Origin of the sequence: Variovorax raffinosi (genome assembly GCF_051216615.1) — a bacterium.
In the GTDB taxonomy this organism is placed as follows: Bacteria; Pseudomonadota; Gammaproteobacteria; order Burkholderiales; family Burkholderiaceae_C; genus Variovorax.
Window position 1 is genome coordinate 526,903 of the sequence record NZ_JBPJZR010000002.1, and the last position, 21,182, is coordinate 548,084.

Consider the following 21,182-nt stretch of genomic DNA (forward strand, 5'->3'; position numbering starts at 1 on the left):
AGAAGGCCAGTGCTTTGTATATAGAAACCATACTCCCCTTTTTGTTTGTAAAAATAAAAACCCTAGTGAGCAAGGCATTCACCGATTCACTTTGCGGCGACTAAGTGATGGTGTTCATGCGGAACACCGGAAGCGGTGGAAATTCGCCGCCCTCTTCAATTTATCCGATCCCAAACAAAAAAATACAACCCGGTTTCGATAATTATTGAATGTGAATTCTCAACACATCCACATACAAAAGCATTCAATTTGAAATCATGTTTTCGGTGCAGACTGGATATTGACCCTTCATTTTTTGAACGTTCACTTGAGGAGGGATGCAGGCATCGTGGACGTCGACGGGGCGGTCATAGTCCCTGCGGTGCTGTTTTTTGGCCGCTGCTCAGCGCGTGTTCCGGCACGAAGCTGTGCATATACCCGGCGTCGGCCTTCCAGCGGGCGGCGTGGCAGTCGACCTGCTGGCAGGCGGTGCCGTCCACTTTCTTGTAGCTGCCGGTGGCATCCCCGATGCATCTCCTCGCCGTGCTCGAGGTGACGGCTGGCGCCTCACTCGAATTCGCTTTCGTTGCATGGGGTCCGAACGGCGCAAGAGAAGCCAGGCAATCGGAAGTCGACGCGCCTCAAGGCCTCCCCGACGGTTTGTGCCGTCACAACGGGGCTCAATCAGCACAGCCCTAACTGGCCGTCAGCGCCTCGAACTTCGCCGCCAGGAAATCGACAAACGCCCGCACGCGCGCCGGCACGAATCGACCGCTGGGCAGCAGCGCATGCAGCGGATAGGGCTCGGTGTCCCACTCGGGCAGCAGCCGCACCAGCCGGCCCTCGCGGATGTCCTCGCGCGCGTCGAGCGCCGACTTCAGCGTGATGCCGTGGCCGGCCACCGCCCATTCGCGTGCGAGCGAGGCGTCGTCCACGCTGCGGTTGCCGTTCACGCGCACTTCCGTCCACTGGCCGTTCTGCGCGAAGCGCCAGACGCGGTGGCGGCGGCCGGAGCGATTGAAGGTCAGGCAGTTGTGGTGCACCAGGTCTTGCGGCGTCTGCGGCGCGGCGTGGCGGCGCAGGTAGTCGGGCGAAGCGATCAGCAAGGGATTGGTCATGGCGAAGGGGCGCGCCACCAGGCGTGAATCGGCGAGCGCGCCATAGCGCAGCGCCACGTCGACCTCGTCGCGCATCACGTCGAGCGGTTGGTCGCTCACCGACAGCGAGAGCTGCACGCCGGTGTGCAGCGCGAGGAATTCATCGAGCCACGGCAGCAGCGTGCTGCGCGTGAGGTCCGACGGCGAAGCCACGCGCAGCGTGCCGACCAGCTCGCCGCGATCGGCCGTGACCAGCGACTCACCCTCGTCCAGCAGCTCGAAGGCGCGCACCGCGTAGTCGAGCAGCGTCTGGCCCTGCGGCGTGAGGCGCATGGCGCGCGTGGAGCGCTCGAACAGGCGGGCGCCGATCTGCGCTTCCAGCCGCTTGAGCGTGGCGCTGGCGGCGGCCGGCGTGATGCCCAGCGCATGGGCCGCCGCCGTGAGCGTGCCGCCGCGTGCCGTTTGCATCAGCACCCGCAGGTCCGAGAGGTTTTCAATTTTCATTTGAAAGTGTTGCTGATTTCTCGGGGCTTATCAAATCCATTTTGCGATCCTACAGTTCAGGCATCGTTCCAGAAAGGTCCATTTCCATGAAAGCCATCGGCTACTACCAGTCCCTTCCCATCGACAACGCCGAATCGCTGCAGGACATCGAGCTGCCGGCGCCGGTGCCTGGCACGCGCGACCTGCTGGTGCGCGTGAAGGCGGTGTCCGTCAACCCGGTCGACACCAAGATCCGCAAGAACGTCGCGCCCGAGGCCGGCCAGGCCAAGGTGCTGGGCTGGGATGCCGTCGGCACGGTCGAGGCCATCGGCAGCGGCGTGCAGAACTTCAAGGTGGGCGACCGCGTGTACTACGCCGGCTCGATCATCCGGCCCGGTACCAACTCGGAGCTGCACGCGGTCGATGAGCGCATCGCCGCCGTTGCGCCGAAGAGCCTCGACGACGCGCAGGCCGCTGCCCTGCCGCTGACCACCATCACCGCCTACGAACTGCTGTTCGACCGCCTGCGGGTGCCCAAGGGCGGCGGCGAAGGCCAGACCTTGTTGATCACCGGCGGTGCGGGCGGCGTGGGCTCCATCCTGATCCAGCTCGCGCGCCAGCTCACGAAGCTGCGCGTGATCGCCACCGCCTCGCGCGCCGAAACGCGTGCGTGGTGCCTGGCGCTGGGTGCGCACGCGGTCATCGACCACTCGAAGCCGCTCGCGGCCGAACTCAAGGCGGCCGGCATCGGCGAAGTCGACATGGTCGCCAGCCTCACGCAGACCGATCAGCACTACGCGCAGATCATCGAAAGCCTCAAGCCCCAAGGCCAGCTCGCGGTGATCGACGACATGAAGGTGTTCGACGCGATGCCGCTGAAGACCAAGTGCATCTCGCTGCACTGGGAAATGATGTTCACGCGCTCGCGCTTCGAGACGCCCGACATCGCCGAGCAGGGCGCGCTGCTGGCCGAAGCGGCCGCGCTGGTCGATGCAGGGCGCATCCGCACGACGGCGAATGCGAGCTTCGGCGCGATCAACGCGGCGAATCTCAAGAAGGCGCATGCGCTCATCGAGAGCGGCAAGGCGCAGGGCAAGGTCGTTCTGGCCGGGTTCTAGGCTACGTCGACTGCCACGGCAGTCCGCGCATGCGCTCGCGCTTTTCCTCTTCGTCGAAATGCGCGAGCGATGGCTTGATGAGGTCGCTGCGCGCCACGATGCCGGCCAACGCGAGCGACTGCGCATCCTTCACCACGGGCAGCCGTTCGAGCCGGTGGCGCGCAAGGCGCGTGGCGACGGCGCGGCAGTTCTCGCCCGGCAGCGCGTAGTACAGCGGCGCATCGGCGCAGGCATCGCCGACCGTGCCGATCGGGTCGCGGGTTGCATGTGCGGCCAGCATCGCGCGGTCGGCCACGCCGATCACCGCGCCGTTGCGCAGCACCGGAAACGCGCGGTGTGCCTGCCCTTCGCCGAAAAACTCGAAGAGCGCCTGCGCCACCGGCAGGGCAGCGTCGATGCTGCGCACTTCGCGCGTCATCACCTCTTCGACCGAATGCCGCTCCAGCGGATCGATGCCGTATTCGCGGTAGATGTGATAGCCGCGGCGCGCAATCTTCTCGGTGAGGATCGAGCGGCGCATGGTGAGCACCGTGAAGCCGTAGGCCACGGCCGAGGTGGTGAGCAGCGGCAGCAGCGCATTGCTGTCGTGCGTGAGGCCGAAGGCGAAGATGGTGGCGGTGAGCGGCGCGCGCATCACGCCGCCGAGCGTGGCCGCCATGCAGACCAGCGGCCACAGCATCGGGTCGTTGCCGGGCAGCACGTGCGACAGCACCGCACCGAGGCCGGCGCCCATCATCAGCAGCGGCGCGAGCACGCCGCCCGAGGTGCCCGAGCCCAGCGAGATGACCCAGATGACGGCCTTCACCGCCAGCAGCGCGGCCACCACGCCGAGCGCGAGGTGGTTGTGCAGCAGGTCGCCGATGACGTCGTAGCCCACGCCCAGCGCGCGCGGCTGGAAGTACCCGCCGATGCCGACCGCCAGGCCACCGATGGCGGGCCACCACATCCAGTGCACCGGCAGCTTGCCGAACCAGTCTTCGACCTTGTAGAGCGAGAGCGACAGCGATGCCGACAGCGCGCCGCACAGCACGCCGGCCACCACGCACGACAGCATGGCCAGCGGGCCGGGCACGGCCGTCTGCAGCGGAAACAGCGGGCCCGCATCCATCAGCAGCGGCCGCGTGAAGCCCGCCACCGCGCAGGCCACGGCCACCGGCAGCAGGCTGCGCGGGCGCAGCTCGAACAGCAACAGCTCGACGGCCAGCAGCACGGCCGCCACCGGCGTGCCGAACACCGCCGTCATGCCGGCCGTGGCGCCAGCCACCAGCAGCGCCTTGCGCTCGGCCGCCGTGAGGTGAAAGTGCTGCGCGATCAGCGAGCCGATGGCGCCGCCGGTCATGATGATCGGCCCCTCGGCGCCGAACGGCCCGCCGCTGCCGATGACGATGCCCGAGGACAGCGGCTTGAGCAGCGCGACCTTGGGCGACATCTTGCTCTTGCCGAACAGGATCGCCTCGATGGCTTCGGGGATGCCATGGCCACGGATCTTGTCGGAGCCGTAGCGCGCCACCACGCCGACGATGAGCCCGCCGATCACCGGCACCCCGATGACCCAGAGCCCCAGCGTGTTCGTGGCCGGCGAATGCTCGGCCAGCGAGAAGGTCTGGAAGAAGAACAGGTTGGTGAAGAAGCGGATCAGGTCGAGCAGCACGCGCGCGGCCACGGTGCTGATGGCGCCGATGACGGCGGCCATGGCGGTGATGCGCAAGAGGCGCGTGTTGAGCGCGAAGTCGCCGCGCGGCGGATGGGAGGTTGGGGTCATGGCTGTTCGGGAAGATCGATCTGCGGCACGTCGAACACGCCCTTGAGCGAGCGCAGTTCCGCGCGGTGAAGTTCGGCCAGCCGCAGCAGCAGCTGCTCGCCCTTGGCCAGCAGGTGCACTTCGACCTGCCTGCGGTCGGTTTCGCTGGGCCGGCGCTGCACGAGTTCGAGCGCCTCGCAGCGCGTGACGAGTGCGACCACGCCGTGCGGCTGCAGTTGCAGGCGTTCGGCGATCTCGCCCACCGAGGCCCACTCGCGCCCCGGCACGCCCTTGATGTGCAGCAGCACCAGGTACTGCTGCGGCGTGAGGCCCTCGCCTTGCGCGGCGCGCTCGGAGAAGCGCTCGAAGCGGCGCATCTGGTAGCGGAACTGGGACAGTGCCTCGAAGTCTTTCTTGGCGAGCTTGCGTGATGAGGCCATGGCTTGGGGTGCAATCGGAACGGCCGCAAATATATCACGTCACGATATATATGCACTGCGACACAATCGGCCGCATGAAGACAGAACTCATTGAATTCGAAACCGAACGCCTGCGGCTGCGCCAATGGCACGACAGCGACCTCGCCCCCTTCTTCGCGCTGGCTTCCGACCCGCAGGTGATGGAGTTCCTTTTGCCCCTGCCGACCCGCGCGGACAGCGATGCCATGGCCGCGCGCGCCAGGAACCTCATCACCGAGAACGGCTGGGGCTTCTGGGCCGTCGAGCACAAGGCGTCGGGCGAGTTCGCCGGCTTCACCGGCCTCAATGCGCCGATGGCCAGCCTGCCCTTCTCACCCTGTGTCGAGATCGGCTGGCGCTTCGCGCGCAAATGGTGGGGCCAGGGGCTGGCGAGCGAAGCCGCGCGCGGCGCCCTGCAGGTCGGGTTCGACCGCCTTGGGCTCAACGAGATCGTGGCCTTCACCGCCGCCGGCAACCTGCGCTCGGCCGCGGTGATGGAACGCATCGGCATGCACGAAGACGTGGCCGGCGCCTTCGACCATCCGGCCGTGCCCGAAGGCCACGCGCTGGTGCGCCACCGGCTCTACCGCATCAGCCGTGCGGCGTGGCAGGCTTCGTCGCGCAGCGCCTCAGAATGAATGCAGCAGCAGCGCCGCGCCCGACACGATCGCGAAGACCTGCACGAAGATGCGCAGCACGCGGCCGTTGATGCGCTGATGCACCACGCGGCTGAGCACCGCGCCCACGACCAACGCGGGCAGCAACTCGGCCGCCGCATGAAGCTGTGAGCCGTCGATGCGGCCGGCCACCATCAGCGTGACCAGCGACACCAGTTCGCCAACCAGAAAGCACAGCGCGATGGTCGAACGCATGGTGGGCGCCGGCTGGTGCTGGTAGACCAGCGCCAGCGGCGGGCCGCCGATGCCGGTCGCGGTTTCGGTGATGCCGGTGACGAGCCCCGCCGCCACGAAGGCGCTGCGGCCCGGTGAGAAGGCCGGCATCATCAAGGTGACCAGCGCCGCCGCAATGGTCGATGCGCCGACGAAGAGCGACAGATGGCTCGCGCTCAGCGCCGCCAGCACCCACAGGCCGCCGAGGGTTCCGAGCATGCGCCCGCCGGTGATCCAGCTCGCGCCGACACGGTCGATGGCGCCGCGCTCGCGCCACATCACATAGAAGTTCAGCGGCAGCATCAGCACCAGCACGCACACGGGCAGCAGGTCGGGGCGCACGATGCCGATCACCGGCGCGGCGATCAGCGCAAAGCCGACGCCGGTCGCACCCTGCACGAAGGCGGCGATCAGCACGGCGATGGAAACCAGAAAGAGGTGCTGCGCGCTCACTGTGGATTCCGTGCGCTGGTGGCGGCTGCCATGGTCAGGCGGCGGTGTTCGGCCGCCGTGGGGTGCAGGCGCACGATGGGCGCGCGCTCCATCGCCGCATGGGCGACACGCGCGAGCCGCTGCTGCAGCGCGCGCGCATCCCAGTCGGGCGGCCAGCCTTCCCACAGGCGCAGACGGCCCGCGACGAACACGGCGGCGATCTGGTCGCGGTTGCCCAGGCGCACGAGGTCCCATGTGAGGTCGACGGAGGTACACATCTCGGGCGTGTCGACATCGACGATGAGGAAGTCGGCCGCCTTGCCGATGGCGATCTCGCCGGTCAGGTGACCGAGGCCCACGGCGCGCGCGCCTTCGTGCGTGGCGTGGTCGAACCAGGTCCAGCCGCCACCGCTCGACGCATCGCCGATGGCCATGCCGAAGGCCAGCTTCTGCGCGGCCTCGGCCGCGTCCATCAGCCGGAAAGCGTCGCTGCGCGTGGCGTCGGTGCCGAGCCCGAAGCGGATGCCCATGGCGGCCATCAGGTTCGCGGGCGCCACGGCGTTGCCCTTCCACTGGCTGGCGACGGGGTTGTAGCTCACGGCGGTGTCGGTGTCGTGCAGCAGCACGAGTTCGGACGGCGTGACCAGCGTGCCGTGCGCAATGAGCACCTGCGGGCCGAGCGCGCCCAGTTGCGCCAGCAGTTCGAGCGGACGCTTGCCGCGCTGCACCACCGAGCGCTCGACCGATGCGAGGTGTTCGTTGACGTGCGTCTGGAAGATGGTGCGCGCCTCGGCACACAGCGCCGACACGGCGGCCAGCATTTCGTCGGACGCGGCCTCGGGCACCGAGATGGCGAGCGAGGGATGCACAAGGTCTGCATCGGACCACTGCCGCAGGAAGCGCGCGGCGTGCGACTGGATGGTTTTCCGATCGGCGACGGTGCTGTCGTTGCCGCCGTCGTTGCAGATCAGGCCCAGCACGCAGCGCAGCCCGGCCTCTTGCACGGCGGCCGCGACGGCGCCGATGTCGCCCGGCGCGCGCGTGCCCGCATCGCAGACGGTGGTGAAGCCGCCGCGCAGCGATTCGAGCGCCGCGAGCTTGGAGGCCATGTAGACGAACTCGTCGTCCAGGCTCGATTCGAGCGGCACCCACACGCGCCGGAAAATTTCGGACGGCTCGCCATAGGCCAGCGACTTGCCGAAGGACTGCGTGAGGTGGTGGTGCGCGTCGATCATTCCCGGCATCAGCAGCTTGCCGAGCAGGTGCAGCGGCGTGAGGTGCGGGTGGCGGGCGATGAGCGTGTCGGCGGGCCCGACGTCGCGGAACCGGCCGCCCGCCATCAGCACGGCATGGCCGCTTGCGGGGCCGTCGCGCAGCATCAGGTGGTCGGGAACGAGCAGCAGCTCGTCGGCCGCGAAGAGCGCGGCATCGAGTTCAGAAGACATGGTGAGAAAAGAGAGAAGCAGGAACGGGAAAGAAGGAAGAAGCGACGCGACGCCTCACTGCGATGCGGGTGCCACCACGGGGCTTTCGGCGCTATCGGCAGCCACGCGGTTGAACACCATGTTCAACACCACCGCCGTGAGCGAGCCCATGGCCAGGCCGTTGCCCAGCACGAGCTGCAGCGTGTCGGGGAAGCGGCTGTACAGGCCCGGCACGACGATGGGCAGCAGGCCCATGGTCAGCGCGCCGGCCAGCACGAACATGTTGCCGCGCTCGTGCAGGTCGACCTTGCGCAGCATGTCGATGCCCATCGTGCCGATGATCGCGAACACCACCATCGCGGTGCCGCCGACCACGGCGGAGGGAATGGCGCTGGCCAGCCGGCCCAGCGGCGCCGACAGCGCGATGAGGATCAGGATCACGCCGGCCGTTGCCGTGACGTAGCGCGAGCGCACGTTGGTGGCGCGCACGATGCCGATGTTCTCGCCGCTGGTGATGATCATCGACGTGCCGAACAGCCCGCCCGCCAGCGACATCAGCGCGTCGCCGCGGATGGTGCGCGGCACCACGTCGCGTGGGTCGATCTTGCGGCCCACCACTTCGGCCACCGCCACGGTCTGCCCCGTGGCCTCGACCATCGAGATGACGCTGAAGATCAGCAGCGGCACGGCCGCCACCAGGTCGAAGCGCGGCATGCCGAAGGGCAGCAGCGTCGGTGCGCTCCAGAAAGGCCCAGCCGCCACGGTGCTGAAGTCCATCAACCCGCAGACGGCCGCCAGCACCGTGCCGGCCAGCAAACCCAGCAGCACCGAGAGCTGGCCGAGCGTGCCCTTGAACATGCGCGCGAACAGCACGGTGAAGCCGATGGTCGCGAGCGCCAGGCCGATGTTCACCGGGTCGGCAAAGGCGGGCGAGCCGGCCTTGCCCGCGATGATGCCGCCGTACACCTTCACGAGATTGATGGACACCAGCAGCAGCAAGGTGCCGATGACGATCTTCGGAAAGTAGCGCAGGCAGCGCGCGAACACCGGCAGCACCAGGAAATAGAACAGCGCCGTGAGGATCACCGCGCCCGAAGCGGTCTGCAGGTCGCGCTGCTGGGCGATGGTCACGAACATCACGATGGGCGCGCCGCCCGGCACCATCACGAAAGGCAGGCGCGCACCGAACTTCCACGGCCCGAACGACTGCAGCAGCGTGCCCACGCCGCACAGCAGAAAGGTGGCGCTGATCAGGTTGACCGTGAGCGCGGGCTCCAGGCCCAGCGCCTTGGCCACCAGGAACACGGACGTGATGGGCACGGCCGCCATCACCAGCACATGCTGCAGGCCGAACAGGAGCAGTTGCGAAACGGGCAGCACTGCGTCGACGGCGGGGGCGTCGCAAGCACGGGACATGATTCGGATCCTTTGGGCTGGCTGCGCCCAAATCGATTTGGGCACACTGGCAAAAAAAGCCGCCGAAGCGGGTGAAGTACATTCCGGAACAGCGAGCCCCAAAACGATTTGGGAATTGAATCACCGCTTTTTGAAAAGGTCAACGGGATGAGCCCCAATCCACCGCCGCGGGTCACCATCAAGGACGTGGCCCGGGAAGCGGGCGTGTCGCCGACCACCGTCTCCCATGCGCTCAACGCACGGGGGCAGGTCGATGCGGAAACCCGTGCGCGCGTCGAGAAGGCGGCGCTGACGCTGGGCTACCGGCCCAACCGCAATGCGCAAAGGCTGCGCACCGGCGAGGCGCACATGATCGTGCTGCTGTCGTCGATGCCGTTCGCGGTGGCGGGCGGCCCGTCGCGGCTTGGCTTCCTGATGGAGGTGGCGGCGGTGGCCGCCGCGGCGGCACTCGATCGCCGCCTGGCGCTGGTGCTGGCGCCGCCCATGGAAACCGGGCGAGTGCCGATGGAGCTGCTGGACGTGGACGGGGCGCTGGTCATCGAGCCCTCGGCGGGCGACCCGAACATGGCCTACCTGCTGCGGCGCGGCCTGCCGGTGGTGGCCATCGGCAAGCCGGCCGACGAAACCGCCGATGGGCTCGCATTGCCGCCGTATGTCGACATTCACTCGGGGCACACGACACGCCTGCTGCTCGAACACCTGCAGGCACAGGGCGCGCGCAAGGTCGCGATGATCCTCGGCTCGGCGCAGCGCAACTCCTATGTGGAAGGCCAGGCGGCTTACCAGGCGTTCGCTGCCGCGCGCGGGCAGGCGCCGCTGCTGTCGCTGGTCGACGAAGTGAAGGGAGAGAACGGTGGCCGCGAAGCCGCGCTCGCGCTGCTGGCGGCGCACCCCGACATCGATGCCTTCTGCGTGCCGGTGGACGCCTTCGCCACGGGCGCGGTCGCGGCCATCCTCGAATCGGGCCGGCACATTCCCAACGACGTGATGGTCGCCACCCGTTACGACGGCGTGCGCGCCCGCACCTGCGTGCCGCCGCTCACGGCCGTGGACCTGCATCTGGACGAGATCGCGCAACAGGCCATTGCGCTGCTGTTCGACCACCTGCGCGGCGACACCAGCCAGCGCCGCGTCGACGGGCCGGTGGCGCAACTGGTGCCGCGCCTGTCGTCGGCGCGCCGGGGCTGACGGCTCAGTTGGGCTTCATGCGTGCCACGCGCCACACTGCGTTGCCCACGTCGTCCGCCACGAGCAGCGCACCGCTCTTGTCGAGCGCCACGCCCACCGGCCGGCCCTGGGCCTTTTCGTCGGCGGTCAAGAAGCCCGTGAGCACATCGACCGGCGGCCCGCTGGGCTTGCCGCCGATGAAGGGCACGAACACCACCTTGTAGCCCGACTTGGGCTTGCGGTTCCACGAGCCGTGCTCGCCGATGAAGACGCCGCTGGCGAACTGCTCGGGCATGCCGCCCGGGCGCGAGAAGGCCATGCCCAGCGGTGCGACGTGCGAACCCAGCGCGTAATCGGGCGCGATGGACTTGGCCACCATGCCGGGGTTCTGCGGCGTGACGCGCGCATCGACAACGCCACCGTAGTAGCTCCAGGGCCAGCCGTAGAAGGCGCCGTCTTTCACCGAGGTGAGGTAGTCGGGCACGAGGTCGCTGCCGATCTCGTCGCGCTCGTTGACCACGGTCCACAGCGCATTCGTGTCCGGGTCCCAGCCCATGCCGTTGGGGTTGCGCAGGCCGCTGGCGAACAGGCGCTTCTCGCCGCTCTTGGTATCGACCTCCCAGATGGCAGCGCGGCCTTCCTCGGCCGCGAGGCCGTTCTCGCCGATGTTGCTGTTGGAGCCCACCGTCACGTAGAGCTTGCTGCCGTCGGCGTTGGCGATGACGTTCTTGGTCCAGTGGTGGTTGATGCCCGCGGGCAGCGGCGTCACCACCGTGGGCTTGGCGGTGATGGCAGTCTGGCCCTCGGTGTAGGGCACCTTCACGAGCGCATCGGCGTTGGCGATGAAGAGTTCGTTGCCCACCAGCACCATGCCGTAGGGCGACATCAGGTTGGTCATGAACACTTCCCGCACCTCGGCCACGCCGTCGCCGTTGGCGTCGCGCAGCAGGGTGATGCGGTTGGCGCTGGGCACGCCGGCACCGGCGCGGCCCATGACCTTGCCCATGACCCAGTCGCGCACCTTGGCGATGGGGCCGCTGCCGCCATCGGTACTGCCGGCGGGCTTGGGCGGCTTGTTGCTCTCGGCCACCAGCACGTCGCCGTTGGGCAGGGTGTAGACCCAGCGCGGATGGTCCAGCCCGCGCGCCAGGGCGGTCACGCGCAGGCCGTCGGCGGGGGTGGGCGTGGCGGCGTCGGTCCAGCCGATGGCGGGCGCCACGTTGACGGTGGGAATCAGGGTCTTGTTGGGCTCGGCCAGTTGCGGGCGCGGGCCGGTCGTGACTTCGGGCGAGAGCTTGGCGGCCTCGCCGCAGCCGGCCACGAGCAGCGCGGCGGCGACAGCCGTGAGGGCCAGGGCGGGCATCCGCCATGCGGAATCGGCCCGGCGGGTGGGTGCTTGCTGCGGTGCTTTCATGCGTAATCCTTGCGCGGCCAGGCAGCCGCATACCGGCCGGATCATCCACAACCGGCGCGCCCGGGGTTGTCGGTCGTGGGCGCTTTCCGGCGTGGGTGCACCTTGTTTGCGCATCGCCGCTACCATCGCCGCATGACCGACGACCTGTTCCGCGCCGACGCCTATCTGCGCACCTGCGAAGCCCGCATCCTGCGCATCGACGACACCGGCATCGTGCTGGACCGCACCGTGTTCTATCCGCTGGGCGGTGGACAGGCCGGCGACGCCGGCGTGCTGGTGCTGGCCGATGGCCGCGAACTCGCGATCGCCGACACCCGCAAGGCCAAGAATGAAGAAGGCCTGCCGACCAATGAATTCGTCCACGTGCCGGCGCCCGAACAGGCCGAACTGCTCGCCGCGCTGAAGCCCGGCGACACCGTCACCGCCCGCCTCGACTGGGAGCGCCGCCACCGGCTGATGCGCTTTCACACCGCCTCCCACCTGCTGTGCCACCTCGTGCCGGTGCCGGTGAACGGCTGCTCGATCACGCCCGACTACGCGCGCATCGACTTCCACATGACCGACCCGCTCGACAAGGAAGCGCTCACCGCCGGCCTCGCGCGACTGGTCGAAGCGGCCCATCCGCTGGTCGTGGGCGCCATCACCGATGAAGAACTCGACGCCAACCCGGCGCTGGTCAAGAGCATGAGCGTGCAGCCGCCGCGCGGCTCGGGCACGGTGCGCACCATCCGCATCGGCGGTGGCGACGACGGCGCGCAGATCGACTTCCAGCCCTGCGGCGGCACGCATGTTGCGAACACCGCTGAAATCGGCGCCGTGATCGTCACCAAGATCGAGAAGAAAAGCGCCAACAGCCGGCGCGTGGTGCTGGGCTGGGCGCCCATTGCGGCCTGAGACGGCCGGAACTTCGCCCCCACTGAATGCTCCGACTGACGGCATGATCTTTTCGCGCATCCAATTCGCTACGCTTCTGATAGCAGCTACCGCAGCCTGCATGCCGGCTGCGGCCCAACTGGCGCCCAAGACGGGCGCCGTGGTCACCACGCCCCATGTGCGCGCCGAACTGATCGCGCATGCGCCCGACGGCGTGACGCCCGGCTCGCCGGTCTGGCTGGGCCTGCAGATCACGCACCAGCCCGAGTGGCACACCTACTGGAAGAACGCCGGCGATTCGGGCCTGCCCACCGAAATGACCTGGACGCTGCCGGCCGGCGTCTCGACCGGCGAGATCGCCTGGCCCGTGCCGGAGAAGATCCCGGTCGGCAACCTCGCCAACTACGGCTACGAAAACACCGTGCTGCTGCCGGTGCCGCTGGAGGTGTCGACGCTCTACAAGCCGCCCGTGGCGCTTGCCGGCGGCACGCCGTCGATGGACATCCAGCTCAAGGCGTCCTGGCTGGTGTGCCGCAAGGAATGCATTCCCGAAGAGGGCGAGTTCACCCTCTCCCTGCCGCTGCAGGGCTCGACCGCGCTGCACAAGACCGACTTCGACACCGCGCAGGCCGCCCAGCCGCAGCCGCTGGCCAAACCGGGTGCCATCGAGGTCAACGGCAACAACCTGCAAGTGCGGCTCGAAGGACTGCCCGCCGCCGCGCAGGGCAAGACGCTGGCCTTCTTCCCCGAGACCCCCGAGGTGATCCGCACCGCGGCCGTCTCCGGCAAGGACTGGACTCAATCCTGGCAAGGCGGCACCTGGACCGCCACGCTGCCGCTGGCCGACCAGCGCAGCGCCAGCCCCACGGTGATGCCGTTGGTGGTGGCGCTGGCCCCGGCCGACCGGCTGGCCGGCCAGCCGGTCGCGTGGCGCGCCGAATCGCCCGTCACGGGCAACTGGCCCGCCGCGCCGCAGCGCGCCGAGGTGTCGCCGGCGCTGCAGGCCGCGCTCACCGCCAATGCAGCCAAGGCAACGGGCGCGGTGGCACCGTCCGCCGAACTGAACACCCCGTCTTCAGCCACTTTCCTCATGGCCCTGCTAGGCGCACTGCTCGGTGGCCTGCTGCTGAACCTGATGCCCTGCGTGTTCCCGATCCTCGCGATCAAGGTGCTGGGCTTCGCGCGGCAGGCGGGCAACGCCAGCGCGCACCGCAAGGCCGGGCTGGCCTACACGGGCGGCGTGATGCTGTCCTTCCTCGCGCTGGGCGGCGCCATGCTCGCGCTGCGCGCGGCCGGTGCCGGGCTCGGCTGGGGTTTCCAGTTGCAGTCGCCGGGCGTGGTGGCGGCGCTGGCGGCGTTGTTCACGCTGATCGGCCTGAACCTCGTGGGCGTGTTCGAGTTCGGCCGCGCCGCGCCGTCGTCGGTCTGCAGCGCGCAGGCCAAGCATCCGCTGGTCAACGACTTCCTTTCGGGCGTGCTCGCTGTGGTGATCGCTTCGCCCTGCACCGCGCCTTTCATGGGGGCGTCGCTGGGCTTCGCGATCAGCCTGCCGGCCGGCCAGGCCCTGCTGCTGTTCGCGGCGCTGGGCTTCGGGCTGGCGCTGCCTTATCTGGCCGCCAGCTTCGTGCCTGCCGTCGCGCGCCTGCTGCCCAGGCCGGGGCCGTGGATGAACACGCTGCGCCGCCTGCTGGCCTTCCCGATGTTCGCCACGGTGGCCTGGCTGGTCTGGGTGCTGGGCCAGCAAAGCGGCATCGATGGCGCGGGCACGTTGCTGGCGCTGCTGGTGTGCATGGCCGCGATCGTCTGGGCGCTCACGCTGCGCGGCCGCACACGGGTCGTGATCGCGACCGTGCTGATCGCCTTCACCGCCCTGCTGACTGGTGCCATCGGCCGCAATGTGCTGCAAGTGGTGGAGCCCGCGAAGCTCGCATCCGCCGGTGCCGGCGCACAGCGCTGGCAGCCCTGGTCGGCCGAGCGCGTGGCCGAGTTGTCGGGCGCGGGCCAACCGGTGTTCATCGACTTCACCGCCGCCTGGTGCGTGACCTGCCAGTACAACAAGAAGAGCACCTTGTCCGATACCGAAGTGCTGGCCGACTTCGACGCCAAGAAGGTCGCGATGTTGCGCGCCGACTGGACCCGTCGCGACCCGGCCATCACGGCCGCGCTGACGGCGCTGGGCCGCAGCGGTGTGCCGGTGTACGTGCTGCAAGCGCCGGGCAAGGCACCGGTCGTGCTGACCGAGATTCTGAGCAAGGACGAGGTCCGGGCCGCGCTGGCGAGACTCTGACTTCGCTACAGGAGAACTCGGATGAAACCTTGTTTTTCTGTTTATCGCGTTGTTCGTTTGGGGCGCTGCTGTTCAGGGCGGCACTCCCGCCGACACGGTGCTCTTTTTCGCGAATGTCCCCCGCTTCGCTCCTCCTTTATTTCGCGAAAAAGAGCCCCGTATCGGCGCGAGCGCTGGACAGAGCAGTCGTTGATCAGCCGCAAACGCAGAGCGTGTCCATGTGCGAATGGCACCAGGTGCTCCCCGCAGCGAAATAAAGGAGGAGCGAAGCGGGGGACATTCGCGGAGGGGAGCTCCTGGTGTCATTCGCACCTGCCCCGAATGAACCCGCACCCGCCCCAAAACAAGAGGCCACGGTTCATCAAGTGCAAATCCTCGCCATGACATGGGTTGTCACACGCACTTGAAGAAACCGTTCTAAGCTGCAGTTGTTGTTTGGAATTTTCTTTTGGAGTTCAAGCTGGCCATGTCTCTCTCGCCATCCACCGACTCGCGTTCCCTGCGCGCCGCGCGCCATGCCCGTGCCGCCCTCAGCCGCGCCTCCCGCCGCGCCGTCGTTGCCGCCGCCGTGGCGTTGGGCGCCACCTTCCTCATGGGCACCCCCGCCTTCGCCGCACCCGCCGTGGGCCAGCAGGCGCCCGACTTCGTGGCCGTCGACACCGCCGGCGCCAAGCACAAGCTGTCCGACTTCGCCGGCAAGTTCGTCGTGCTCGAATGGACCAACCCTGGCTGCCCCTTCGTGCGCAAGCACTACGACAGCGGCAACATGCCCGCCACGCAGAAAGCCGCCACCGACCAGGGCGTGGTGTGGCTTGCCATCAACTCCACCGAGCGCGCCGCCAGCGACTACCTGCAACCCGCCGCGCTCGATGCCTGGATGAAGTCGCAAAAAGCCGCGCCCACCGCCGTGCTGATGGACGAAGACGGCCTCATCGGCCAGGTCTACGGCGCGCGCACCACGCCGCACATCTTCATCATCGACCCCAAGGGCACGCTGGTGTACGCGGGCGGCATCGACAGCATCGCGTCGGCGCGCCCCGCCGACATCAAGACCGCGACCAACTACGTCAACCAGGCGCTGGGCGAAGCCTTCGGCGGCAAGCCGATCTCGGCCGCCACCACGCGGCCGTACGGTTGCTCCATCAAGTACAGGACCTGACGACGCGCCCTTCCGGCAGCGCGTGACAGCTACCTGACTCCCGCAGTCAGGCAGCGGTCGGGAAGCCTGCCTACCCTTGGCAAACACACACATGCCACAGGGGACAACAAGATGAATCCCGCGCCTTCCGCCGCGCAAAAGGGCACTGCTGCTGCCGCCGCGCACGCTTCGCCCGCACCCTCCTCGAAATTCGCCACCGTCCTGCGCGTGACCGGCGGCAACTTCATGGAGATGTTCGACTTCTTCCTGTTCGGCTTCTACGCCACGCAGATCTCCAAAGCGTTCTTCCCGGCCGGCAACGAGTTCGCCTCGCTGATGCTGACCTTCATGACCTTCGGCGCGGGCTTCCTGATGCGTCCGCTGGGCGCGATTTTTCTCGGCGCGTACGTCGACCGCGTCGGCCGCCGCAAAGGCCTGATCGTCACGCTCGCGCTGATGGCGGCGGGCACGCTGCTCATTGCCTGCGTGCCGTCGTACGCGACCATCGGCCTCGTGGCACCGCTGCTGGTGCTGATCGGTCGGCTGCTGCAGGGCTTCTCGGCCGGCGTCGAACTGGGGGGCGTGTCGGTGTACCTGTCGGAAATGGCGACGCCGGGCCACAAGGGCTTCTACGTGAGCTGGCAATCGGCCAGCCAGCAGGTGGCCATCGTCGTGGCGGCCGCGCTCGGCTACTGGCTCAACGTGACCTTCACCTCGCAGGAGATCGGCGATTTCTACTGGCGCGTGCCCTTCTTCGTGGGCTGCCTGATCGTGCCGGTGCTGTTCATCATCCGCCGCTCGCTGCAGGAGACCGAAGAGTTCATGGCGCGCAAGCATCGCCCCGATGCGCGCGAAATCTTCCAGTCGATGATCAGCAACTGGGGCCTCGTGGTCGCCGGGATGATGCTGGTGTCGATGACCACCGTGTCGTTCTACCTGATCACGGTCTACACGCCCACCTTCGGCAAGTCGGTGCTGCAACTGAGCACCACCGATGCGCTGATCGTCACGCTGTGCGTGGCCATCTCCAACTTCATCTGGCTGCCGATCATGGGCGCGCTGTCGGACCGCGTGGGACGCAAGCCGCTGCTGATCGTGTTCACCGTGCTGACCATCCTCACCGCATACCCGTCGCTCAAGTGGCTGGTCGGCGCGCCGAGCTTCGCGCGCATGCTCGAAGTCGAGCTGTGGCTGTCCTTCCTCTACGCCAGCTACAACGGCGCGATGGTGGTGGCGCTCACCGAGGTGATGCCGGTCAACGTGCGCACCGCCGGCTTCTCGCTGGCCTACAGCCTGGCGACGGCGGTGTTCGGCGGCTTCACGCCGGCCATCGCGACCGGGCTGATCGAGATGACCGGCGACAAGGGCGCGCCGGGGCTGTGGATGACGGCGGCCGCGGTCTGCGGGCTGATCGCGACGCTGGTGCTGTACCGGCGCAATGCGAGCCCGGCGGATGCGGGACGCGTGCCGGCGGTCTGACGCTTCCTTACTTCTTTTTTTTCAGACCAGCCGCAACCCGCCATCGCACTCGATCACGGTGCCGGTGGTGTAGCCGTTCTCGATCAAAAACTGGATCGCGTGGGCCACGTCCTGCGGCCGCCCCACGCGGCCGACGGGCAGCGTCTCGACCTGCTGGCGGAACAGGTCGTCTTTCAGCGCGGCGGGCACGCGGTCCCACCACGGCGTATCGACAAGGCCCGGCGACACCGCGTTCACCCGGCTCGGCTTCAGCTCCCGCGCGAGGCTGCCGAGCATCGCTTCAATCGCGCCATTGATCGCGGCCAGCCCCGACGTGCCCGGCAATGCATTGCGCGCCGAGATCGCCGTCACGAAGGTGATGCTGCCGCCCTTGCGCAGCACCCGCGCGCCGGCCTGCGCTGCTTCGAGCTGCGGCCAGAACTTGGCCTCGAAGCCGCGCCGCAGCGATTGCAGGTCGAGCTGCAAGAACTCGCCCGCGCCTTCGCCGCCGCTGAGCGTGAGCACGAGGTGATCGACCGGCCCCGTCCTTGCAAAGAAGGCGTCGAGCGCAGCCCGGTCGCCGGCATCGAAGGCCGCGCCGCTCACGTTCGCTCCCATGCCGCCGATGGCGTCCTGCAGCTTGCCGTTGTCGCGCCCCGTCGCGATGACGCGCGCACCCGTCGCCGCGAGCCGCCGCACGGTCTCCAGGCCCACGCCCGACGAGCCACCGAGCACCACCACTGTCTGTTGTTCCGAAGCCATGTCGATTCCTTGGGTTGACTGATGAGCCTTCAGGTTAGGGATCGGCGGCCTATCATTCAAATCGTTTGAAACCATGAAAAGCATCAACGAAAGTGATTTCAGGCGACTCGACCTGAACCTGCTGCTGGTGTTCCACGCGCTGCTGCACGAGCGCAACGTCACCCGCGCGGCCGCGCGCCTGTTCATCGGCCAGCCGGCGCTGAGCGGCGCGCTCAAGCGGCTGCGCGCGGCCGTGGGCGACGAACTGTTCGTGCGCACCTCGCACGGCATGACGCCCACGCCGCGCGCACTCGAACTCGCACAGGTCATTGAGCCGCTGCTGCTGTCGCTGCAGCAGGCCTTGCAGGCCCGCCCGGCCTTCGACCCCGCCAGTGCCGAGCGCGTGTTCCGCATCGGCCTGAGCGACGCGCTCGAAGTCGCGCTGATGCCGCAACTCATGCAGCGGCTGGCCACCGAGGCGCCGGGCGTGCGGCTGATCGCCAGCGCGGCCGATCGTGCCAACGCGCCTGCCCAGCTCGATGCGGCCGACATCGAACTGGCCGTGGGCGTGTTCACCGACTGCGCCGCGTGGCAGCGCCAGCGCGCGCTGTTCGACTGGCACTTCGTCTGCGTCTACAACCCCGCGCTGGTCAAGGCGCGCGGCAAGCGGCTCACGCTCAAGGAATACCTGCGCCACCCGCACCTCCTGACCTCGTTCAGCGCCGACCTGAGCGGCCTGGTCGACGAACTGCTGCGCGAGCAGGGGCTCACGCGCCAGGTGGTCTTTTCAAGCCGCAACTTCGCGACCAACCCGTTCATCGTGCGGCAGATGGCCGCCATCACCACCGTGCCCACCTTCGCGGCCGCCACCTGGCGCGACGCGCTCGGGCTGGCGGTGAGCCCGCTGCCTTTCGACACGCCGCGCTACGCCGTATCGCTGCTGTGGACGGCGGCCCGCGACGGCGACCCCGGGCTGAAATGGCTGATCGCGCTGATCGGCGAGGTCTTCGGCGGCAAGCCCGTCGATTGATCCAGCGCGCACCCGTTGTTTACCGGGAACGCACCACCGCGCCGGTCCGGGTGGAAACACCGATGATGGCGAGCCCCCGCATGCCTATCCTGCGCAAGCGCCTTCGGCGCGCCCACAGAGACCCCACGGCATGAACGCACACCACTTCAGCACGCTGCTCGAACACCCCGCCGACCGGCAAGCCTGCTGGGGCCGCATCAACGAGTCGTACTTCGGCGCGCTGCGTGTGCAATGCCTGGACACCGGCACCTTCGATGCGCGCATGGACGCCTACGAACTCGGGCCGCTCGGCATGTTCATGATCGAGGCGCCCTCGCACCGCGTGGCCCGGCCCGACACGCGCCACGAGATCGTGCTCGACGAGCACTACAAGCTGGTGCTGCAGCTCGAAGGCCACGGCCACATCTCGCAGCGCGACCGCGAGTTTCATCTGCACCCGGGCGACTGGAGCCTGTACGACCCGCGCGTGCCCTACGCCATCACCAACCCGGAGCGCTCGCGCCTGCTCGCGATCACCATTCCGCGCCAGCAGTTCAAGGGCATGAAGATTCCCGACCTGCACACCTGCGAGGCGCACACGCCCGCCATGCAGGGGCTCTATGCGGTGCTCGGCTCGTTCCTGACTTCACTGGCCGACCAGTTGCCTTCGCTGCCCAACGCGGTCGGCCGCTCGGTCAGCGACACCGTGCTGGGCCTTCTGGCCTCGACGCTCGCCACCCATTCCGACGAGCAGTTCGGCGCGCATCCGGTGCCGGGCGTGCTGAAGGCCCGCGTGAAGCAGTTCGTGCATGCGCACCTTGCCGACCCCGCGCTGTCGCTGGACCTCATCGCGCAGCAACTGCGCTGCTCCAAGCGCTACCTGCACCGCGTGTTCGAGGACGAAGACCAGACGCTCGACCGCTTCATCTGGCAGATGCGGCTGGAGCGCTGCAGCGAGGCGCTGCGCAACGCGGCGGGCCGCCGCAGCACCTCGGTGTCGGAGATCGCCTTCGCCTGGGGCTTCAACAGCAGCGCGCATTTCTGCCGCGTGTTCAAGGCGCAGTACGGCGTGTCGCCGCGCGAGTTCCAACGGCGCGAGGCCGAGCGGGCCGCGTCGCCCGCGCTCACGCACTAGCTAGGCTTCGGACGGCGGCTTGAGCAGGTCGATCAGGAAGTCGACCAGGACGCGCACCTTCGGATTCAGCAGCGGATCGACCAGGAAGACGGCATGCACGCTGGCGTCCGCGCCGCCGTGCTTCGGCAGCACGCGCACCAGCGATTTTTCTTCCAGCGCATCGCGCACCAGCACCTCGGACAGGAACGCGATGCCGCGCCCCGCCTTCGCGAATTCGAGCACCGCGTCACCGTTGTTGGCCCGCAGCACGCCCTTCGGCTTGACGGAAAACTCCTTGCCCTGGGCGTCGGAAAAGCGCCATTGCTCACCATCGCGGTTGACCGTGAGCACAATGCAGCTGTGCTGCTTCAGGTCTTCGATCGTCTTGAGTGAACCACGGCGCCTGATGTACGACGGGCTGGCCACCAGCACCCTGCTGTTCGCCGCGAGCTTGCGCGCCCGCAAGGTGGAATCTTCCAGCCGGCCGATGCGAACCGCCACATCCACGCCCTCGGCCGCCAGGTCCACGAAGTGGTCCGTCATCACCAGGTCCAGCGACAGCTTCGGATGGCGGTCCATGAACGCCGGCAGCGCCGGCACGATGTAGCGGCGCCCGAACGCCACCGGCGCGCTGATCCGCAACTCGCCCCGCACCTCGTCGCGCATGCGGCCCAGCGCCTGGCCCGCGACTTCGAGCCGGTCGAATGCTTCGCGCGCCGCGGCAAGGTAGGTCATGCCCGCATCGGTGAGCGACATCGTGCGGGTCGTGCGAAAGAACAACTGCACGCCGAGGGTCTGCTCGAGCTGCTTGATCTGTCGGCTGACGGCGGAAGGCGTGATCCGCAGATCGTGCGCGGCACGCGCAAAGCTCTGGTGCGCGGCCACCCGCACGAAGGCGCGAACCAGTTCCAGCGGCAGATCGGACGTTGCGGCCATTCATTCC

General features: G+C 68.2%; 18 protein-coding genes. 9 read left to right on the plus strand and 9 right to left on the minus strand.

Annotated elements, in window-relative coordinates:
• Positions 1–674 precede the first annotated feature (674 nt).
• Positions 675–1,580, minus strand: coding sequence for a LysR family transcriptional regulator (locus ACSFB7_RS08520; protein ID WP_435468978.1), 906 nt, complete (start codon positions 1,578–1,580; stop codon positions 675–677).
• Positions 1,581–1,666: 86 nt separating this feature from the next.
• Here ACSFB7_RS08520 and ACSFB7_RS08525 point away from each other — a divergent pair, with 86 nt between their 5' ends.
• A complete protein-coding gene (locus ACSFB7_RS08525) occupies positions 1,667–2,677 on the plus strand; it encodes a zinc-binding alcohol dehydrogenase family protein (RefSeq protein ID WP_435468980.1) in 1,011 nt (336 codons plus the stop codon).
• A gap of 1 nt (position 2,678) precedes the next feature.
• Here the strand turns inward: ACSFB7_RS08525 and ACSFB7_RS08530 are convergent, their stop codons facing one another.
• Together ACSFB7_RS08530 and ACSFB7_RS08535 are read right to left on the minus strand one after the other, a co-directional pair.
• Positions 2,679–4,439, minus strand: a complete 1,761-nt coding sequence (locus ACSFB7_RS08530; RefSeq protein ID WP_435468982.1) for a chloride channel protein — start codon at positions 4,437–4,439, stop codon at positions 2,679–2,681.
• Positions 4,436–4,858, minus strand: coding sequence for a MarR family winged helix-turn-helix transcriptional regulator (locus tag ACSFB7_RS08535; RefSeq protein ID WP_435468984.1), 423 nt, complete (start codon positions 4,856–4,858; stop codon positions 4,436–4,438). Before ACSFB7_RS08535 ends, ACSFB7_RS08530 begins: the two co-directional genes overlap by 4 nt.
• 74 nt (positions 4,859–4,932) lie before the next feature.
• Here ACSFB7_RS08535 and ACSFB7_RS08540 point away from each other — a divergent pair, with 74 nt between their 5' ends.
• Positions 4,933–5,514, plus strand: a complete 582-nt coding sequence (locus tag ACSFB7_RS08540; protein WP_435468986.1) for a GNAT family N-acetyltransferase — start codon at positions 4,933–4,935, stop codon at positions 5,512–5,514.
• Here ACSFB7_RS08540 and ACSFB7_RS08545 read toward each other — a convergent pair.
• The 3 genes from ACSFB7_RS08545 to ACSFB7_RS08555 are packed head-to-tail and all read right to left on the minus strand — an operon-like array spanning position 5,506 to position 9,038.
• On the minus strand, positions 5,506–6,219 hold the full coding sequence (locus ACSFB7_RS08545; RefSeq protein ID WP_435468988.1) for a sulfite exporter TauE/SafE family protein: 714 nt from the start codon (positions 6,217–6,219) through the stop codon (positions 5,506–5,508). The two genes, ACSFB7_RS08540 and ACSFB7_RS08545, sit on opposite strands and share 9 nt — an antisense overlap.
• Positions 6,216–7,643 carry an amidohydrolase family protein gene (locus ACSFB7_RS08550; protein ID WP_435468990.1) on the minus strand — a complete coding sequence of 476 codons (1,428 nt, stop codon included), beginning with the start codon at positions 7,641–7,643 and terminating at the stop codon, positions 6,216–6,218. Before ACSFB7_RS08550 ends, ACSFB7_RS08545 begins: the two co-directional genes overlap by 4 nt.
• 54 nt (positions 7,644–7,697) lie before the next feature.
• Positions 7,698–9,038: a uracil-xanthine permease family protein gene (locus ACSFB7_RS08555; protein WP_435468992.1), complete on the minus strand. Its 1,341-nt coding sequence runs from the start codon at positions 9,036–9,038 to the stop codon at positions 7,698–7,700.
• A gap of 147 nt (positions 9,039–9,185) precedes the next feature.
• On the opposite strand from ACSFB7_RS08555, the gene ACSFB7_RS08560 reads away from it, so the two are divergent.
• Positions 9,186–10,226 (plus strand): LacI family DNA-binding transcriptional regulator, encoded by a 1,041-nt coding sequence (locus tag ACSFB7_RS08560; protein WP_435468994.1) that lies wholly within the window; start codon positions 9,186–9,188, stop codon positions 10,224–10,226.
• A gap of 4 nt (positions 10,227–10,230) precedes the next feature.
• Here the strand turns inward: ACSFB7_RS08560 and ACSFB7_RS08565 are convergent, their stop codons facing one another.
• Positions 10,231–11,619 carry a PQQ-dependent sugar dehydrogenase gene (locus ACSFB7_RS08565; protein WP_435468996.1) on the minus strand — a complete coding sequence of 463 codons (1,389 nt, stop codon included), beginning with the start codon at positions 11,617–11,619 and terminating at the stop codon, positions 10,231–10,233.
• Positions 11,620–11,751: 132 nt separating this feature from the next.
• Between ACSFB7_RS08565 and ACSFB7_RS08570 the strand changes: the two genes are divergently transcribed.
• From ACSFB7_RS08570 to tcuC, 4 genes are all read left to right on the plus strand, one after another.
• A complete protein-coding gene (locus ACSFB7_RS08570) occupies positions 11,752–12,513 on the plus strand; it encodes an alanyl-tRNA editing protein (RefSeq protein WP_435468998.1) in 762 nt (253 codons plus the stop codon).
• 43 nt (positions 12,514–12,556) lie between these two features.
• Complete coding sequence (locus ACSFB7_RS08575) at positions 12,557–14,779, plus strand: protein-disulfide reductase DsbD family protein (protein WP_435469000.1); 2,223 nt, start codon at positions 12,557–12,559, stop codon at positions 14,777–14,779.
• A 466-nt stretch (positions 14,780–15,245) separates the two neighbouring features.
• Positions 15,246–15,938: a thioredoxin family protein gene (locus ACSFB7_RS08580; RefSeq protein ID WP_435469002.1), complete on the plus strand. Its 693-nt coding sequence runs from the start codon at positions 15,246–15,248 to the stop codon at positions 15,936–15,938.
• 111 nt (positions 15,939–16,049) lie between these two features.
• The gene (tcuC, locus tag ACSFB7_RS08585) at positions 16,050–17,396 is read left to right on the plus strand and encodes an MFS transporter (protein WP_435469004.1); all 1,347 of its coding nucleotides are present in this window, start codon (positions 16,050–16,052) and stop codon (positions 17,394–17,396) included.
• A 21-nt stretch (positions 17,397–17,417) separates the two neighbouring features.
• On the opposite strand, the gene ACSFB7_RS08590 is transcribed toward tcuC, so the two are convergent.
• Positions 17,418–18,137 (minus strand): SDR family oxidoreductase, encoded by a 720-nt coding sequence (locus ACSFB7_RS08590; RefSeq protein ID WP_435469006.1) that lies wholly within the window; start codon positions 18,135–18,137, stop codon positions 17,418–17,420.
• Positions 18,138–18,210: 73 nt separating this feature from the next.
• Here ACSFB7_RS08590 and ACSFB7_RS08595 point away from each other — a divergent pair, with 73 nt between their 5' ends.
• Complete coding sequence (locus tag ACSFB7_RS08595; RefSeq protein ID WP_435469008.1) at positions 18,211–19,146, plus strand: LysR family transcriptional regulator; 936 nt, start codon at positions 18,211–18,213, stop codon at positions 19,144–19,146.
• Positions 19,147–19,276: 130 nt separating this feature from the next.
• Complete coding sequence (locus tag ACSFB7_RS08600; protein ID WP_435469010.1) at positions 19,277–20,260, plus strand: AraC-like ligand-binding domain-containing protein; 984 nt, start codon at positions 19,277–19,279, stop codon at positions 20,258–20,260.
• Here ACSFB7_RS08600 and ACSFB7_RS08605 read toward each other — a convergent pair whose 3' ends face one another.
• Positions 20,261–21,175 (minus strand): LysR family transcriptional regulator, encoded by a 915-nt coding sequence (locus ACSFB7_RS08605; RefSeq protein WP_435469012.1) that lies wholly within the window; start codon positions 21,173–21,175, stop codon positions 20,261–20,263.
• Positions 21,176–21,182 lie beyond the last annotated feature (7 nt).

Excerpts from the sequence above, each read along its gene's own strand:
- ACSFB7_RS08520 (WP_435468978.1), bottom strand. The coding sequence starts at position 1,580 with ATGAAAATTGAAAACCTCTCGGACCTGCGGGTGCTGATGCAAACGGCA.
- ACSFB7_RS08525 (WP_435468980.1), top strand. The coding sequence starts at position 1,667 with ATGAAAGCCATCGGCTACTACCAGTCCCTTCCCATCGACAACGCCGAA.
- ACSFB7_RS08530 (WP_435468982.1), bottom strand. The coding sequence starts at position 4,439 with ATGACCCCAACCTCCCATCCGCCGCGCGGCGACTTCGCGCTCAACACG.
- ACSFB7_RS08535 (WP_435468984.1), bottom strand. The coding sequence starts at position 4,858 with ATGGCCTCATCACGCAAGCTCGCCAAGAAAGACTTCGAGGCACTGTCC.
- ACSFB7_RS08540 (WP_435468986.1), top strand. The coding sequence starts at position 4,933 with ATGAAGACAGAACTCATTGAATTCGAAACCGAACGCCTGCGGCTGCGC.
- ACSFB7_RS08550 (WP_435468990.1), bottom strand. The coding sequence starts at position 7,643 with ATGTCTTCTGAACTCGATGCCGCGCTCTTCGCGGCCGACGAGCTGCTG.
- ACSFB7_RS08555 (WP_435468992.1), bottom strand. The coding sequence starts at position 9,038 with ATGTCCCGTGCTTGCGACGCCCCCGCCGTCGACGCAGTGCTGCCCGTT.
- ACSFB7_RS08560 (WP_435468994.1), top strand. The coding sequence starts at position 9,186 with ATGAGCCCCAATCCACCGCCGCGGGTCACCATCAAGGACGTGGCCCGG.
- ACSFB7_RS08565 (WP_435468996.1), bottom strand. The coding sequence starts at position 11,619 with ATGAAAGCACCGCAGCAAGCACCCACCCGCCGGGCCGATTCCGCATGG.
- ACSFB7_RS08570 (WP_435468998.1), top strand. The coding sequence starts at position 11,752 with ATGACCGACGACCTGTTCCGCGCCGACGCCTATCTGCGCACCTGCGAA.
- ACSFB7_RS08575 (WP_435469000.1), top strand. The coding sequence starts at position 12,557 with ATGATCTTTTCGCGCATCCAATTCGCTACGCTTCTGATAGCAGCTACC.
- ACSFB7_RS08580 (WP_435469002.1), top strand. The coding sequence starts at position 15,246 with ATGTCTCTCTCGCCATCCACCGACTCGCGTTCCCTGCGCGCCGCGCGC.
- tcuC (WP_435469004.1), top strand. The coding sequence starts at position 16,050 with ATGAATCCCGCGCCTTCCGCCGCGCAAAAGGGCACTGCTGCTGCCGCC.
- ACSFB7_RS08590 (WP_435469006.1), bottom strand. The coding sequence starts at position 18,137 with ATGGCTTCGGAACAACAGACAGTGGTGGTGCTCGGTGGCTCGTCGGGC.
- ACSFB7_RS08595 (WP_435469008.1), top strand. The coding sequence starts at position 18,211 with ATGAAAAGCATCAACGAAAGTGATTTCAGGCGACTCGACCTGAACCTG.
- ACSFB7_RS08600 (WP_435469010.1), top strand. The coding sequence starts at position 19,277 with ATGAACGCACACCACTTCAGCACGCTGCTCGAACACCCCGCCGACCGG.
- ACSFB7_RS08605 (WP_435469012.1), bottom strand. The coding sequence starts at position 21,175 with ATGGCCGCAACGTCCGATCTGCCGCTGGAACTGGTTCGCGCCTTCGTG.